Origin of the sequence: Nitrospirillum guaranorum (assembly GCF_034653275.1) — a bacterium.
GTDB lineage: Bacteria > Pseudomonadota > Alphaproteobacteria > Azospirillales > Azospirillaceae > Nitrospirillum.
Window position 1 is genome coordinate 1,620,912 of sequence record NZ_JAYEES010000004.1, and the last position, 15,447, is coordinate 1,636,358.

Consider the following 15,447-nt stretch of genomic DNA (forward strand, 5'->3'; position numbering starts at 1 on the left):
TCTCAGGGGTGCGTTATGGCCGATGGCAGTGCAATCGAGTGGACCGATGCGACTTGGAATCCGGTAACTGGCTGCACCAAGATTACAGCCGGGTGCGATAATTGCTACGCGGAGCGCTTCTCTGAGCGTTTCAGGGGCGTGCCAGGCCATCCATTTGAGAGCGGCTTTGATTTAAAGCTACGACCGGAAAGAATTGGCCAGCCACTGGCTTGGCGGCGCCCCCGAATGATCTTCGTGAACTCAATGAGCGACCTCTTCCATAAAGAGGTGCCCCGCGAGTTTATCGACCAGGTGTTCGATACGATGGAGCAGGCCAACTGGCATGTGTTCCAGGTGCTGACGAAACGCAGTTCGTTAATGCGCGACTACCTCAAGCGTCGCTACCGTGACAAGGTGCCACCCGCCCACATTTGGCTCGGCGTGTCAGTGGAGGATGGGCGTTCCAAAGCGCGCATTGAGCATCTCCGCCAGGCGCCCGCGGCGGTACGGTTCTTATCAGCCGAGCCTTTGATCGGACCAATCGGCGAGGTCGACCTGTCGGGTATTCATTGGGTGATCGCCGGCGGTGAAAGCGGGCCGGGCGCGCGGCCCATGCATATTGATTGGGCGAGGCAGGTCCGTGACCTATGCGCCCTGCAAGGCGTGGCGTTCTTTTTCAAACAGTGGGGCGGCATTCGTCCTAAGACGGGCGGCCGCGATCTCGATGGTCGGGAATGGAATGAGTTGCCCGCGAGGGTCGCTTCGAGGGCTGCGTGATGCGCCCTGACCTCACCGGTTATGAGGATCGAGGGCCGGCGTATGTAAAACATCATTTCCTCGCCGACTACGTTGAAGGCCTCGTCTTCAAGGTAGCGAGCGCCTGGCAGGATTTCGTCTACGTCGATGGATTTTCCGGCCCGTGGCAGAATCAGGACGAGGAGTTTGGTGACACGTCATTCGGAATTGCGCTCGAAGCACTTAAACGAGCAAAGGATGAGTGGAAGCGCATCCGTAACCACGATGTGAGAATGACGGCAATCCTGGTTGAGAGAGACCCGATTGCCTACGCGAGACTGCAGAAAGTCATTGGTCTTTATCCAGATATTCACATCTGCACATTCAACGGTGATTTTGTCGACCTTGTGCCGGAGATCATCCGTGTAATTCCCGCAGAAGCCTTCACGTTCATCCTGATGGATCCGAAGGGCTGGTCGATTGACATGCAAAGGGTGGCCCCGTTAATGAGCCGACCCAATTGCGAGGTCGTCCTCAATTTTATGTTCGACTTCATCAACCGATTTTCACGGTTGAAGAAGCCAGCAATTCAGACGGGGTTAAATGCACTGCTCCCTGGAACGGCGTGGCGGCAGCGTCTTGATGCTATTCAGGAAGACAACGAAAATGGCCCCACAGACAGGAAACATATATTGGTTTCTTCGATCGTCGACGTCATCAAACGTCTAGGGAGATATCCCTATGTAATGGAAACTCCTGTCCTATTTCCGGCGAAAAACCGCACCTTCTATTCCTTGATTTACGGAACCCGCAGCGCAAAAGGCGTAGAAGTATTCCGGGACGCTCAGCATAAAGCGCTCGTAGCCCAAGACAGGATGCGGGAGGAACTGGCAGTTAGGAAACGCGAAGCGGCCGATGGCATGCGTGACTTGCTCGCCGGCGTGGTCCCCAGCAACGAGCCCACTGCGCAATGGGTCGCGGAACAGGAAGCATCCGCACGGCGGGCGTTGATCGAGGCGGTGCCAACTCAACCCAACTACATCTTATATAAAAATATCTGGCCGAAAGTGCTCGCGGAATACGGAGTTCGTCGGACGCGGCTTGGAAGGATTGCAGCTGAACTGAAGGACGAGGGCGTCATCCGCTTCTTGGACTGGGCCCCCAGGAAGCAGGTGCCTGACGACAACTATCGCGTTACGCGCTGACGACCTAAAAATGGCCCCGCATCTAATGACGCAGTTTCCCGGTATGGTGGCGCAGATGCACCCAACTTTTTCTGACTCCCTGACGTAGGTTTGCCCAGGTAGTCCACGGGAGGGACCCACGCTTGGCGCGGCGGGCTCCCCACAAGCCGACGCAGCGTCAGGCGTGGGAGGTACCTGTGGGCCCACCTGTACAAACCGGAGCGCTGTGGAGGGATTTCTTTGGCCATGGTCGATGGGGCGACAGTCGCTCTTTCTGAATATCCCCCACCGGCTGATGGCGCCGAGACTCGCACGCCTCAAGTCGACGTTCTAGCCGCCCTCCACCAGAAGCTGCTACGCGACCTCGAAGCTACAATCCTGATTGTCCGCCAAAAGGAGGCGAAAATTGAGTCGGTTAAGCGCGCTCTCCAAGTCATCGCTCCGGGCACCGATCGTGCCGCGTTATACCCCCGCCGGACCTTTGTTCCGGGCCACGAGATTCTGACGCCCGGCGAGGCCGGGGGCCGATGTACTTCGGGTGCTTCAGGAAAGCCGCCGCCGGCTCACCACGGTTGAAATCCTGGAGATGTTCTGCGGGAGCGGGGCGCATCGAACCTTACGCCCGAGCGTAGGGGCCGGATCCTCCGAAAGGTCCACGGCATTCTCGCTGAGGCTGCACGCAAAGGAACCGTCCAACGGCGGGGTAAGACTCAGCATCGTGGGCCTCGATGCACTCCCACCGTCTACTGGATCTGGGTGGGACCGGCAGCCCCGGCTTGACTACGAGGTAACAGGCCTTCACTTGGCAGTCCGGATTAACAGGGCACATCTTCAGATGTGTCAGTTCGTTGCGCATGCCAGTTCCAGCTTAAGGTGGCGTGCCACCTCGGCGCGATCCGGTGCAGGCAAACTGCCGATTCGTTCGGCTTCCTTGGCCTCAATCGTGGCGATCTTAGCCGTGCGCACCACAGATTCAGCCGGAAGGCCGGCATGAACCAGATCAGACACAGCCACGTCGCCTGGCCATCCACGGTTCGCGGCGCTTGTGATCATCAGTACCCACAGCAACCCATGCTCCTGCTGGATGCCGTTGGCGGCGACCACCACTGCCGGTCGGCGCTCCCGCACCGGCCGATCGGTATAAGGGAAGGGAACCTTGATGACGTCCCAGGCTTCAAAGTCCGGCATAGGCCCGCCGATCGGCCTCACTGGCCCATTCACTAAAGGTGGCAAAAGGATCATCCAGCTGATCCTTCGCGGCGCGGGTCAATACAACCCGGTCTCCGTCGATCACATAGACGATCTCGTCACCCTCTTTCAGATGCAATGCCGCTCGAACTGCCTGGGGAATTGTTGTCTGTGCCTTGCTGGTCAACTTGCTGGTAATCATGGTCGTTCCCGGTAAGGATTTTCCTTTCTGCCAAAGTAAGGACTTTCCTTGCCTTCATCAAGGCTTCACCTTGTGGTCCCGCGGCCGCAAGTCGGACAGGGCTGCCGCCGACGTCCTGCCGAGATCAAGTTGTCGACCCACCCTCCGTCATACCCACAGATGTCACACACCAGGTGGACCCGCCGACCGACAATAGCCAGGACGCGCAGCATGACCGTCAACGGTCGCACGCGATTGCGAAGGCGGGATGGAAAGCTCATCGGCTCCTTTATAGACCCCACAACTGGCGGTACCATCGCCCGTTTCTACACTATATTGCTTGTAAATATCGGATAACGATCGTCGCCGAGGTCACCCGGTCGCAATATCAGCTGGGAATGCACGTTTCAGCGCCTCTACAAACTCTGCCGGTTCCATGACCTCCAGCAGCATATCAACGGCCGCCATCATTACCGTTCGCGTGGCATCCTCGCCGCGTAGGTTGTTGGCCAGCAGCTTGCCCTGAACGAGGTGCGCGAGGACACCGACGACGACGCGCTTCGTCACGCTGGTCACGGCCGCGTGACGACCAGCAGCCATCAGGTATTCAAGGTGCCGGTCAAAAGCATCGTGGACGGCGATATCCACTACCTGCCAGAGTTGCTGATACGCGACGTCGCCTTTCGGGGGGGACGTCGGACGAAGAGGTTGAGGCGCTTTCCCCACCGGTCCTCACGATCCAGAAACTGGGTGACGCAATCCCTTGGCAGAGTTCCGGATCGTCATCCGGCACGAGGGAACTGGCATCCCCAGCGGCGCTCCTCACCTTCGTAGGCGGAAAAAATCGCAACATATGTCAGTATGGAGTGATCATGCTAAGGAGGCCTCCCATGCCCCGCCGCGCCAAGGACGCCGCGCTTCGCTCCCGGACTCGGGCAATCCCGGTGCGCGTCAGCGCTGAGGAATATGCCGCCATCACCGCCAAGGCGGATGCCGCCGGCCTCTCCATCAGCGCCTACCTGCGCCTCTGCGCCCTCGCTGATGCGCCCAGCGCCGATCCCCAGACCCTCGCCCAGGTCGATCTGCTCATCACCGGTATGGAGGCAGCTCTCGACACCGCCACGGCCGCCCTGGATGCCACGCTGCGCCGCCTCGACCTCGCCGAAACGTCGCACGCGGGCCCTGCATGACCGACTGATTGTTTCGCCGCCCTGGCCGCTAGCCCTTCAGGTCAGCGCTTGGATCCGCAGGCGGGCGGGCTAAGGGCGCCTTAATCACCTATGAAGAATGGCCTTGATCGAATAAGCGGGGTTCAAGCAGGAGACCATTGCTTGGCCTTCAACGCCTCAAACTCTTCCCAAAGCGTCTCAGTGTGGCGGCGGACCAGGGCGCCGCGCAGCGCCAGTGAAGTTTCCTTGCGGCTATAGTTCGGGTTGCGGCTGGCGGACAGCCAATTGAACGAGCCCTCGACCAGCAAAGCGTCGTCAGCAGCCAGGGTCTTGGCGTGCACCTTGGTCGTGACCATGACAGTCGCGCCGGCCTCAGCCAGAGCGGTACGCAAGGGTGCAGTGTCTATGGCCCCGCTAGTTTCCTGGGAGGTCGGCAGGCCGGTGTAGATCGTTACCTCAACACCCCCGTTGGTCGCCGATTTGACGAGATCGAGCACTTGGTCGGCTGTGATGGCCGCCTGGGTCAGGAAGGGCGAGGAGACCAGCAGTCGTTCCTGTGCGGCCCGGAAAGCTTCGACCAGAAGGGCACGGTGCTGCTCGATTCCGTCGACCCGTTCTGTTTCGCCGGCGGGGCTCGTATAGGCCAGGGCTGGGCGCACGTCGGTCAGCTCGTTCTCAGGGTCCCGATACAAATGACGAGCGAGGACGGAACTGGGGGCGTGGCCGGCAGTGGCGTCGAACAGGGCCATGTCACCAATGACGGCGAAGGCGTTCTTGGCACGGCTGACCGCCACGTTGAGCATATGGACACCCCGGTCGAAGAAAGGCCGGTTTCCATTGGAGGACGCCAGGGTAACCGTCGGCGAGAATACGACGAGATGGCGCTCCATCCCCTGCAGGGTGTGTACCGTTCCCACGGTCACAGCTGCGGCGTCGGCCCCGAGGTGTTTCTCCAACGCCTGACGCAGCACCCGGCTCTGTGAACCGAAGGGCGTGAGAACGGCCACGCGTTCTTCAGGGGCGCCGCCATAGCGAGCTTCCAAGGTGCTCCAGTGCCGGGCCAGCCAATCGGCGATGGCTTCCGCCTCCACCGGATTGGTCCACGACTTGCCCATCCGCCGCGCTTGGCCCCTGACGTGGGCCCAAGACATCGGCGCGATCCACGGATCGGCCTCCTCAGGCTTCATGCACACAAGACGCTTGTAGACCAAATCGTTACAGTAACCGATGATCTTGGGCACGCACCGGAAATGTTCCCGCAGCAGGATGCCGGGCACCTGGGTATCGATATCGCCAAAGGCCGTCGCCGCCTGCACGGCCGCCATGACGGAGCCGCCGGCATGGTTCAGGCCTTGGCGCCGGCAGGAGATCTGCTGTGCGTCCGTGATACCGGCAGCGTCCATCAACTGGCTGTCCGACGCCTCGGAGAAGCTTTCCACTGGCTGCAGCTGATGCACGTCGCCAACGGCCACGGCCCGGCGGGCGAGACCCAGCAGGCCCAACCCCAGGTCGGGCGCAACTTGGCCGGCCTCATCATAGATCAGTAGATCGATGGGCAGGGTCAGGGGCTGGGTGCCGTCGCGATCGCCCCCGTAGTAGCAATTATGCTGCGCCACCTTGTAGACGGTGCCGACGATGCAGGGGATGACATAGGCGCAGGCCGTCAGGAACAGCGGGCGGGTGGCGCGGCCTTTATACCCCCTATCCCCAGTCCAGGCCTCGTCCCACTCCTGGGCCCGTTGTAGGAACTGCCCCTCGCGCAGACGAAGGGCCAGGTCGAAGGCACGCGACCGCAGCACAGTATCCATCCGAGACTGGAAAGCCGTCTCAAACCCGGCGCCGTCGGCCGGCACGCCCACCCAGATCCCCAGGTCTTCGGCCAACTGCTGGTCTTCCGCGTAGCCGCGTTCCAGTCCGGATCGCTCCAGACGCAGGGCGTCAATACGGGCCTTGACCACCGCCTCGGCATCAGCGGGGAGCGTGCCCTGGCGCCGAGTCTGAAAATGGGCATCGACCTTGATGAAGACAGACATCTGGGTCGGCAGCGCCGACGTTTCCGGCGGCAGGATGGCCAGGGAGATGGCGCTCTGGCGGAGCAGACCGGCACGCGCGGCGTCAATACTCGGCACGAAGGAAAACAGCTTCATCCACCAAGGATGTAGGCTCGCCCGATAACGCAGCGTGTTGATGGCGTTATCGTGTTCCCGCATGACCTCCTGCAGGCGCGCCACGTCTGCTTGTCTCTGGGTGGTAAGCTGTGCCAACTCGGCCATGGCCGCCGTTTCGTCAGTCATGAGCGCGGCCACGCGCTGCGCATGCTCCGGCCGGGCGGCCAGCCATCGGTCCACCGCTTCCTTGCGGCGAGTTTGTTGTTCAATCGTGCTGACCACCTCCTTCAGCGCCTTGATCAGCAGGGCACAGGCCGTCTCGACCTCATCCTGCTCCGGCCCGGGCGCCGCGGAATGGTCATTAGACTCGCGGCGCCAGTCAGCGAACCGAGCCAGGAAGTAGGTGCGTGCCTCCTCCTGATAAGGCTTGGCAAACATCCGGACACGCAGATCGTCGAGGATCAGGGTGTCCTTGGCTTTCGACTTGGCGTTCTCAGACGGGACGTATGCCACCCACTCATCGATCTGCGGCAGCCATCGCCGCCCTTCCGTAGAGGAGGCCGGGCCGGATTTACCGATGTCCGTTGCAGCATTCAGCACCGCCTGGTTGTTGGTGGAGGTGATGGCGATGCGCGGGGGTTCCGCACCCGATACGGCGGCGCGGACGACAGTGTCGGCAATCAAGCTCTTCAGCAGGCTAGTCTTGCCCGTGCCTGGCGGGCCGTTAACCGCAAGGACCTGGCCCTCCTGCAACAGGGCGGCCGCGGCGACGGTATCACGCTGCTTGGCGTTCAGCGGTCGCCCGCCGCTATGTCCCAGCCTTGGGGTGTCAGCCGGAACCGGGAGGGGCGCCGGGTTCGGATGTCCCGCGACGATGCGAGCCAGCGCGCCCGGTGGCGGATCGGTCTTAAGCCAGGCATCGTATAAGGGTAGCAATTGCTTGATGAAAGCCGTGTTGCGATCCCAGGCCAGCACCAGAGGGCGCTCCCGCTGCCAGCCATCGGGCATCCAATGGCTGGCGGATTCGCCGGCCACATCAGTGAACATTTCCTCGGCGTAAGTCAGCCGAGCGGACCAGCTGTCCTCCCGGTTGACCACCTGGTCACGAATTATGGCGTCGTACTCGTCATAGACGGCCACGGGCGGCGGCCAAGCGCCCGCTCGATCACCCACGGGTGGGTCCAAGAGGGGACGGGGGATGAAGGGTAGGTGCGCGGCGTCGGCAACCAGGCGTCCATCCGGATTTAGCGTGGCGGGAACCCAGTACAGGGGAAGGCCATCGCCATCGGCTTCGCGGGATCGCCCACTAACAGGGGAAATGCTGTACGGCGCCACGATGACGGGAATGGGATAGCGCTCGCCATCTTCCAGCGCAGCGTTGGGGGCATCGCCCTTAGTTGACCGCTTTCGTCCTGGCCCTGTGGTCGACGGAGCCCGCGCATCACGCAGTAGGTTGTAGAGCGCCTCGACAACGGCCGATGGCAATTGACCCTGGGTGACGGCCTCGGCGTCGATCGATTGCGCCCCCGCCATATCCGGGGACCGGAGAAGGCCTTCCTTGAGGCACTGACGCCAATAGCGAAGAATCGACACCGAGAGGGTATCGGCGGTCGGCATGGCGTCCTGGTCCAAAGGCATAGATCACCCGATAGGCAATATAATCAGGTATTTCTTATTTTGAGGCGTCGGCTATTGCAACCTCCCGCTGGCGTTTTGCAAAAAAACTCGCCCGCTGCGCGTCCATTTCGGTCCGTGACGGGTGGCACAAAGTGCCAATAATCGCCTACCACCCGACCAACAGCATCGGGAGGTAACCGTCACTGAGTTTCTCTGGAAGACAGCGCTGACACGGCGCAAGGATCCGAGGTCTGAATTTATATAAAGCAGGACAATATCGTCGGCCATCGGTAAAGAAAATCAATGTAATTGCAGATCCGGCAGGAAATTCACTTATAGGACGCACCACATAGTCTGGCTAGAACCCTCAAGTACACAGATCCACATTAGGGCCATTCCGGAGTCTTGATACTGAGAAATACCAATACCAGCTCCATTTCCCATAATACAGAAAAAAATCAGAATATTAACTTCTCTATTTCATCGTATTCTATTTGCGCCGGGCGTAGTAGTTCTGGATGCGTAGGACTCGTTTATATGCGCCAGTGACGTTTAGCCTCATACGCATCAGCTCTTCACTTACACCGTAGACTTTCGCGGCTTCTTCAGCCGACAGCCCGGTCCTGGCGACGTGGATAGCTGCTTCCTCCGACACCAGCAATGCCGGGCCCAGCCAATTCGCCTCTTCCTCAATTCCTTGGTCAAAGTGTCGGCAACCATGTTCGTTGAGAGGCGGCGACGGGGGATGGTGCAATATTCCATGCGCGAGCTCATGGGCGATATTGGCCGCTTGGCGAGGAAGGGCATGCGAGTCGTTGTGGATGATCAACCGCATCCTTCCGAAAAAGACGGTAACCGCCGAAAAACTCCGTCCCTCGACGCCTGTGAAATAGGAATAATGCTCCGGTATATCGGACGCGAATTCTGACAGGCGGGAAACCGGAATCTCTAGATGCTTCGCCAGCTTCCTGGGACACAGCGGCTCATGCGCATCAAGGCGAAGTTCCTTGCGAAACTCGACGGCATAGTCGTTGGCCTCGGCCTTGAATCCACGTCTTAAGGACATTTATTACTCCTTCCGCAACCTTTCATATGCCGTTTTGACCAATGCTTCAAACGCCTCCACGCCTTCTGGACTCAGATTGGGGTCGGCGCGCAGGTAGGTCGTGATCTGAGCTAATGTATCTGCAGGTACCCGGCCCACGCCTTCCGCTCTGACGAAGTCGTCCGCCTTCAGCCCAGACCAGGCCGTGAGCGCTGCAAGGCTGTCAACGTCCGGTCGCTTCCCCTGCGCCATGCGCGTCAGCGTGGATGCGCTCACCCCTGATTCCTCGGCCACCTTCTTCCATGTGATCCGGCGCGACTGTCGTTGACCGTCGAGCGCTGCATAGAACGCGTCTGCATCAAACTGTCCCTTCGCCACGGTTGTCCCCCGTTGAAATTTCTATCTTGCAATTGAGCGTCACATCTGCAACATCGAGGCAGATGCAATTGCACTCTAGCAATTGGCAGCCTGACTAGCAATCAGAGGATAAGCCCATGGCCTATGCCGATTCGACTACCATCGATGAAATTGACGTTGAGATCTGGGCCAAAGGTGACCGGACCCGGCACAAACCGTCTGTGAAGCACTATAAGGTCCGCATCGACGACGAGCGATTCGTGATCGACGATCCGCTCGTCACCGGGCGCCAGCTCCTCGAACTGGCGGCCAAGTTTCCGCCCGAGGAGTTCCTCCTCCTGCAGCGGCTCGCCAACGGTATGCTGAAGGAGATCCGGCTCGATGAGCAAGTGGACCTACGGGCGCCCGGCCTCGAACGCTTCCACACCTTCAGGACCGACCGCGCCTTCTTCTTCATGCTGGATGGCCGCCGCTTCGAGTGGGGTGCGCCCTTCATCACGGGACAGAAGTTGAAGGAACTCGCGGGCGTTGACCCGACGACCTTCGACGTCTGGCAGGAATTGCACGATGCCGAGGATCGCCTGGTCGGCGACGAGGACGAAGCGGATCTCACTACGGCGGGCGTCGAGCGCTTCTTCACGGGCAAGAAGACTACGACGGAAGGCAGTGGCCCGACCTTCCTCCCACTCGCTGACCGCAAGTACCTCGAATCGAAGAAATATGTCTTTGAGGAGGTGACGCAGGGCAGCGAGCGGGGCGTGATCTTCCGGGACATGCGGATGCCGCAGGACCGCTTCGACGCTGACAAGGCCGACGTGCTGGTCATGCTCCCTCCCGGCTATCCCGATCTCGCGCCCGACATGTTCTATCTGCTCCCCTGGGTCCGATTGGTCGGTGTTAACCGGTACCCGACGAGGGCGGACGTGTCGCACATCTTCCTCGGCCAGGACTGGCAGCGCTGGTCCCGGCACAATTACGAATGGCGCCCCGGCATTGACGGCATCTGGACGATGCTGAAGCGGGTCGAGTGCGCCCTGGAGGTGGCAGCGTGACCACCTTCAGCTTCATTTTGCAGGAGAGCCACCACGAAGAACTGACCGCCCTTCTCGACTCGCCCGACGGCGTCGAGCGGGCGGCCTACCTGTTGTGCGGGGAAGTCGCCATTACAACCGATCCGTGGGATCGCCGTGCCCACCGAAAGTTCCTGTCCCATGAGATCATCCGCATCTCGGATGAAGAAGTCGTCTCGACGTCGAGGGTGCACATCACCTGGAGCACGGCGTCCTTCGTGCGTGCCCTCCGACGCGCCCAGCAGGAGGGTCTCGTCCTCGCCGTCATCCATTCCCACCCCGGCGGTAAGGCTCAGTTCTCCGAGCAAGATGACGCTAACGAGGCCGACCTGTGGCAACTCGCACGGAACCGGAACGGCGACGACACTGCCCTGATCAGTATCGTTACCGATGGCCGGGGCGGAATGGCCGGGAGGGTGTGGCTGGATCGCACGGCATGGGAACCTTTCCGGATGATCCGTACCGTCGGCAATCGAGTTTCCCTACTCTATCCTGACCGCGGCTATGGAAGCGTATCCGAGGTATTCCAGCGTCAGGTGCTCGCCTTTGGAGCAGCGCTCGGCCAGGACCTCTCTCAGTTGCGTGTCGGCATTGTCGGCTGCGGCGGCACAGGGAGCGCCACGGCCATGTTGCTAGCACGGCTTGGCGTCGGCCAAATTGCCCTGTTCGACGATGATATCGTCGAACGCACCAATCTCAACCGCCTGCATGGTGCGCGGCAGTCGGACGCGGACGCTATGAGGGCCAAGGTAGAGGTGGTTGCCCGGGAGATTGCGGCCCTTGGACTCGGTATCCGGGCGCTTCCGTTCAAGGCATGGATTGGCGATCCATCCTGCCGTGATGCGCTCAAGTCCTGCGACGTTGTCTTCGGATGCACCGACGATCACGACGGTCGCACCCTCCTAAACCGCTTTGCCTACTTCTATCTGGTACCCGTCATCGACATGGGACTGGCAATTGAGGTGGGGAAGGAGGAACCGCCCCGTATCCTTGCTCTGGACGGGAGGGTAACGGTCTTACTGCCCGGTCATACGTGCCTGCTGTGCCGGAGCGTCATTGACCCTTCCGTTGCCCGGGCAGAAGCCCTTCGCCGTATGAATCCGGCAGAGTACGAACGCCAGAAGCGCGAGGCTTACGTGGCCGGAGAGGGCAATCCTGCACCCGCCGTGGTCACCTTCACCACCGAGGTCGCCCTGATGGCGGTTAATGAGCTTGTTCACCGCATGCAGGGCTTCCGCGGGCCGAACGGCGCTACCGCCAACCGCGTCCGCAAGTTCCACCTTTGCGAAGACAGACGGCCGGGGGCAAAGGTGAATGAGCACTGCCCGGTTTGCATCTCCAAGACTTACTGGGGTCGCGGCGATGTCGAACCCTTCCTCGACAGGGTGGGGTGATGGCGATGATCGTGGACTTTATTCGGCTTTTCCTGGTCGCACTCGGCTTTATCGAACGCCCGGCCCTCGTCGCGGCCACGGTGCCGCAACATCCCGGTCCAGCAGAGTTTGTGGACGGACGGTTGCTCGTAGTCACCAACGGCGCCTTACAGAAATGGGCCTGCTTCCGGTGCCCGTGCGGCTGCGGCGAACGGGTGTTGTTGTCCCTTGCGGAAAACCGGAGGCCTCGGTGGTCTGTGAGCGTCGACTGGTTGGGACGCCCGACTCTGTCCCCATCCATAAATCGCCTTGATGGCTGCCGGTCGCACTTCTGGGTCCGGCGCGGCCGGATAGAGTGGTGTCGGGCCTAGAACCGTTTATTTCAATTCTACAAACAACCTAGTCGGAGCCTCAAATGGGTCGCTTCACGGTCGAGGACCTCGTCAGCGTATTGGCGGGCCTTTGCGATGGGGCGCGCAGACGAGATCGAAAAGGTTTCAACAAAAGTGACACTATGGAGGGTCACCGCCTCGACGCGATGAACCAGGCCGGCATAGCGTGGGGTGACGTAGAGATCGCGAAAGGCCGTGAGTTCGTGAGACGGTATGCAGTCCAATTGTCACGCTACTATACACGCGACCAGGCAAAGCTGCTGAATCTCGAACGCCTATTCCGGGACTCCCGTGCTATCGACCTGAAGGTTTCCCCGGTCGTCACGGCACGGCCATTTAGGTATGCGTCGTTGTCAACTGAACGCTCCAACGTCCTTATTAACGTCAGTGAATACGACCAAAAGCTCAGTGATGCCATTAAGCTGAAGCTGCGGAGCCTGGCGCATGGAGAGCGCCGCGTCTCGAATCCCTTCTACAATAAGAAGCGCAGCCGTTGGGAGATCCCCTACAACGGAACCACGAGACCCGTCATCTTGGCCATCTTGCGGGAGCACGATTATATTTGGGACCGGGAAATCGACTGCCCCCTGGACGCTGAACTCGACGCGCTTCTACAGCATGCTCGCGCTGCGTTCCTGGCTGAAGTCTCCATATCTGAATTTGCTCGACAGCCAACGATGTGCGTCGTCTTCGATACTGACGGTCCTGTGAAGGCGTTTATCAGCGAATTGAAGCGCCTGATCCAGGCTACTGACCGGACCTACGATCCGGACGATCAAATTTGGTGCGTCCGCTATACGCAGGAGACCGCCCCCGTCGTGGCCCGGATCATTGATCGGTTTGGCTTTGCCATTACCGCCGATCTCCAGCAAGAGCTCCAAAATACCACAGCATAACCGGAAGTCGCGCGCAGATCGGATAGCGCCAGAATTGGCCTCGGTCCCATCGCTTGCGAGGTTGAGCTGCCGGCCAGTGTGCGGCTGGGGATCACCGACGATTGACGCCGTCACGATCTCCCGCTTCAGCGCCTCACTCCACGTCCGACGTCGGCACTTGCCAACTATCGTGTCCATTATCCCGTTCGTGGACACTTCTGAGTTACTGGCGCGGAGGCCCACCCCCGACGGACTTTAACCAGTTGAACTGACTCAGGAACGCCCCCGGCTCACACCGTAGGGCGACGCAATATCGAACGAAATCCAGGACATCCAAGAGGACATCCAGGCGCTCGTATCGGGAGATCAGCGATTGCGTTGTGCCCATGCGGTCGGCGACGTCAACCTGGGTGAGTCCCCGGCGCTTCCGCTCAGCGACCAGCGCTTTAACGACAGCTGCGTAGTCCGGGTCAAAACGGTCCTTGTTCGCCAAGCCAAACTCCCCCTGGGCCTGGACAGGGCGTAGCCTACTCCCTTGAAAATGCATGATGTACATAGACACAATATGCCTTCTATCGGTGCGGCCGGTTGTCAGAATATGCATGTTGTGTCTATTTTGCACTTAGGACAGCCACGTTGATAACTGAATCGGCAAACTGCCGTGAAATCACGCCGCCCGCTGGGGGCCGCCCGGAGAACGCAGCAGTTATTGATGTGGCTGTCCTTAGCTGCCTGGCGGTCTCTGGGACACCGCGTGCCGGTATCCTCCGACGCCGGGCGAAGAACCTCTAAGCGCACCGGGAGCACCCCGGGGCCTCTCCGTTGGAGCCGGGCATGTCCTTCACCTCTCCTCCCCCTGAAGACCGGCTGACCACCTTGGGCAGCAACCCGCTCACGACCTGCGGTTGGATGTTGGGCGGGTCGATCCTCGCCATGCTGGCCGGACCTTCGCTTGGAGGCTTCGGCGGCCTCCTCTTCCTCGGTGGGCTGTTCATGGCGGCGGCATCGCTCTGGTGCGGTCTCCGCGCGATGTTCGGCACCCAATTCTACAAGGTCGCCCACCAACTGGTCGCGACGGGTCAGTTCACCCCCACCTGGATCTATCGATCGTTCATGTGCGCCGGCGGCGGCATTCTCATGGTGGATGAGCCTGGCCAGCGCGTTCACCTGGGGGGCGACACGTTCGGATTCGCTGATATCAAACAGGTCACCTACACCTCGTTCGTCGGGTCCGGTGCCCCATCGGACGGAGAAGTCTCGATCGTCCGGAGCAGCGGCACGAGCCCAGTCCGTGTGCTGCGCATTCCGCGGGCCGACGTGGCGCAGGTGGCCCATAGGCTGGCCAACTGCATCGGCGGCGTCGAAGCCACCATTGTTCCGCATCACAGGCAGGCATAACACCCTCGACACCTCGCAAGGTTCTGTCTTGCCGGCCGGCGCCGTGGGGCGGACAGGGCCAGGGATTTTGGGATTGCGGTGAACCTCTCAGCCAATGGCGCCGGTCATGATCGCCTTTCTTGATTTCGAGGCGTCCAGTCTCAATCAGGGCAGCTACGCCATTGAGGTTGGCTGGGCAACGCCGGGGCAACAGGACAGTGAGAGCTACCTGCCCCCCGATTGGGCGACTGGGACCCGGCGGCGGGGGGCGCGCGACAGCGGCAGGAACCTTTGCGGCGCTATTCTAGGATAAAGGCCACATATTTTCCGGCTCCCGTGGCATCGATAATAATCGGATTGAGGCGAATGCTCCTGAGCACTCGAATCCGCCGGGAGGGTGGATATCGCTTTGAACTTCCTCCTCTAAAAAAATGCTCTGCGGCGAGACTGAGGCCTAACGATCGATATCCATCGGATGATATTTTTCTGTTTATTATCAGTGCCTTACCTTTACCCCAATGCCCGGGCTGTTTTCGGAGCGAAGTTTGAGATCCAGGCTGGGATGGCCAGAAACTCACTATATTTCAATACAATAACTGTCGCACACAACACACCCGAGCGAGAGAACAATCTAAGCCACAAAAATCGGTTTGAGAATTACACAGAGATAGGATTTTCTACTTACAAATTGGTAGTTTGCTCCGGCATTTATCCAGATTATGCGTGGACAGGCTTTCGCCATACCATATATATTGCCAAAGCGAGTCGTCACTCGACCGTGAGCCGTTTACGGCTCA

At 60.2% G+C, this 15,447-nt stretch carries 15 protein-coding genes; 8 read left to right on the forward strand and 7 right to left on the reverse strand.

What is annotated here, in order from left to right; genetic code table 11:
* The first annotated feature begins 15 nt into the window (after positions 1–15).
* On the forward strand, positions 16–756 hold the full coding sequence (locus UAJ10_RS28855) for a DUF5131 family protein (protein ID WP_322918826.1): 741 nt from the start codon (positions 16–18) through the stop codon (positions 754–756).
* Positions 756–1,919 carry a three-Cys-motif partner protein TcmP gene (gene tcmP, locus UAJ10_RS28860; RefSeq protein ID WP_322918827.1) on the forward strand — a complete coding sequence of 388 codons (1,164 nt, stop codon included), beginning with the start codon at positions 756–758 and terminating at the stop codon, positions 1,917–1,919. Before UAJ10_RS28855 ends, tcmP begins: the two co-directional genes overlap by 1 nt.
* Before the next feature lie 819 nt (positions 1,920–2,738).
* On the opposite strand, the gene UAJ10_RS28865 is transcribed toward tcmP, so the two are convergent.
* From UAJ10_RS28865 to UAJ10_RS28875, 3 genes are all read right to left on the reverse strand, one after another.
* A complete protein-coding gene (locus UAJ10_RS28865) occupies positions 2,739–3,086 on the reverse strand; it encodes a type II toxin-antitoxin system PemK/MazF family toxin (RefSeq protein ID WP_322918828.1) in 348 nt (115 codons plus the stop codon).
* Entirely contained in the window at positions 3,073–3,288 is a 216-nt protein-coding gene (locus UAJ10_RS28870) for an AbrB/MazE/SpoVT family DNA-binding domain-containing protein (RefSeq protein WP_322918829.1), read from the reverse strand. The genes UAJ10_RS28865 and UAJ10_RS28870 overlap by 14 nt, the downstream gene beginning before the upstream one ends.
* Positions 3,289–3,639: 351 nt before the next feature.
* On the reverse strand, positions 3,640–3,915 hold the full coding sequence (locus UAJ10_RS28875) for a hypothetical protein (RefSeq protein WP_322918830.1): 276 nt from the start codon (positions 3,913–3,915) through the stop codon (positions 3,640–3,642).
* Positions 3,916–4,157: 242 nt separating this feature from the next.
* Here UAJ10_RS28875 and UAJ10_RS28880 point away from each other — a divergent pair, with 242 nt between their 5' ends.
* On the forward strand, positions 4,158–4,457 hold the full coding sequence (locus UAJ10_RS28880; RefSeq protein ID WP_322918831.1) for a plasmid mobilization protein: 300 nt from the start codon (positions 4,158–4,160) through the stop codon (positions 4,455–4,457).
* 122 nt (positions 4,458–4,579) lie between these two features.
* Here UAJ10_RS28880 and UAJ10_RS28885 read toward each other — a convergent pair whose 3' ends face one another.
* The 3 genes from UAJ10_RS28885 to UAJ10_RS28895 form a co-directional block, all read right to left on the reverse strand.
* Positions 4,580–8,161 (reverse strand): AAA domain-containing protein, encoded by a 3,582-nt coding sequence (locus UAJ10_RS28885; RefSeq protein WP_322918832.1) that lies wholly within the window; start codon positions 8,159–8,161, stop codon positions 4,580–4,582.
* Positions 8,162–8,651: 490 nt separating this feature from the next.
* The gene (locus UAJ10_RS28890) at positions 8,652–9,227 is read right to left on the reverse strand and encodes an ImmA/IrrE family metallo-endopeptidase (RefSeq protein ID WP_322918833.1); all 576 of its coding nucleotides are present in this window, start codon (positions 9,225–9,227) and stop codon (positions 8,652–8,654) included.
* Positions 9,228–9,230: 3 nt separating this feature from the next.
* A complete protein-coding gene (locus UAJ10_RS28895) occupies positions 9,231–9,584 on the reverse strand; it encodes a helix-turn-helix domain-containing protein (protein ID WP_322918834.1) in 354 nt (117 codons plus the stop codon).
* Between the two features lie 116 nt (positions 9,585–9,700).
* Here UAJ10_RS28895 and UAJ10_RS28900 point away from each other — a divergent pair, with 116 nt between their 5' ends.
* Genes UAJ10_RS28900 through UAJ10_RS28910 form a run of 4 tightly spaced genes read left to right on the forward strand, consistent with a single transcriptional unit; the run spans position 9,701 to position 13,294 of the window.
* Positions 9,701–10,615 carry a multiubiquitin domain-containing protein gene (locus tag UAJ10_RS28900; protein ID WP_322918835.1) on the forward strand — a complete coding sequence of 305 codons (915 nt, stop codon included), beginning with the start codon at positions 9,701–9,703 and terminating at the stop codon, positions 10,613–10,615.
* A complete protein-coding gene (locus UAJ10_RS28905; RefSeq protein ID WP_322918836.1) occupies positions 10,612–12,027 on the forward strand; it encodes a ThiF family adenylyltransferase in 1,416 nt (471 codons plus the stop codon). The genes UAJ10_RS28900 and UAJ10_RS28905 overlap by 4 nt, the downstream gene beginning before the upstream one ends.
* A 5-nt stretch (positions 12,028–12,032) precedes the next feature.
* On the forward strand, positions 12,033–12,377 hold the full coding sequence (locus UAJ10_RS29985; protein ID WP_416235422.1) for a ubiquitination-like system serine protease family protein: 345 nt from the start codon (positions 12,033–12,035) through the stop codon (positions 12,375–12,377).
* 44 nt (positions 12,378–12,421) lie between these two features.
* Positions 12,422–13,294: a hypothetical protein gene (locus UAJ10_RS28910; RefSeq protein ID WP_322918838.1), complete on the forward strand. Its 873-nt coding sequence runs from the start codon at positions 12,422–12,424 to the stop codon at positions 13,292–13,294.
* Positions 13,295–13,496: 202 nt separating this feature from the next.
* On the opposite strand, the gene UAJ10_RS29990 is transcribed toward UAJ10_RS28910, so the two are convergent.
* Entirely contained in the window at positions 13,497–13,877 is a 381-nt protein-coding gene (locus UAJ10_RS29990) for a helix-turn-helix domain-containing protein (RefSeq protein WP_416235413.1), read from the reverse strand.
* Positions 13,878–14,107: 230 nt separating this feature from the next.
* On the opposite strand from UAJ10_RS29990, the gene UAJ10_RS28915 reads away from it, so the two are divergent.
* The gene (locus UAJ10_RS28915; RefSeq protein WP_322918839.1) at positions 14,108–14,671 is read left to right on the forward strand and encodes a hypothetical protein; all 564 of its coding nucleotides are present in this window, start codon (positions 14,108–14,110) and stop codon (positions 14,669–14,671) included.
* Positions 14,672–15,447: the final 776 nt, after the last annotated feature.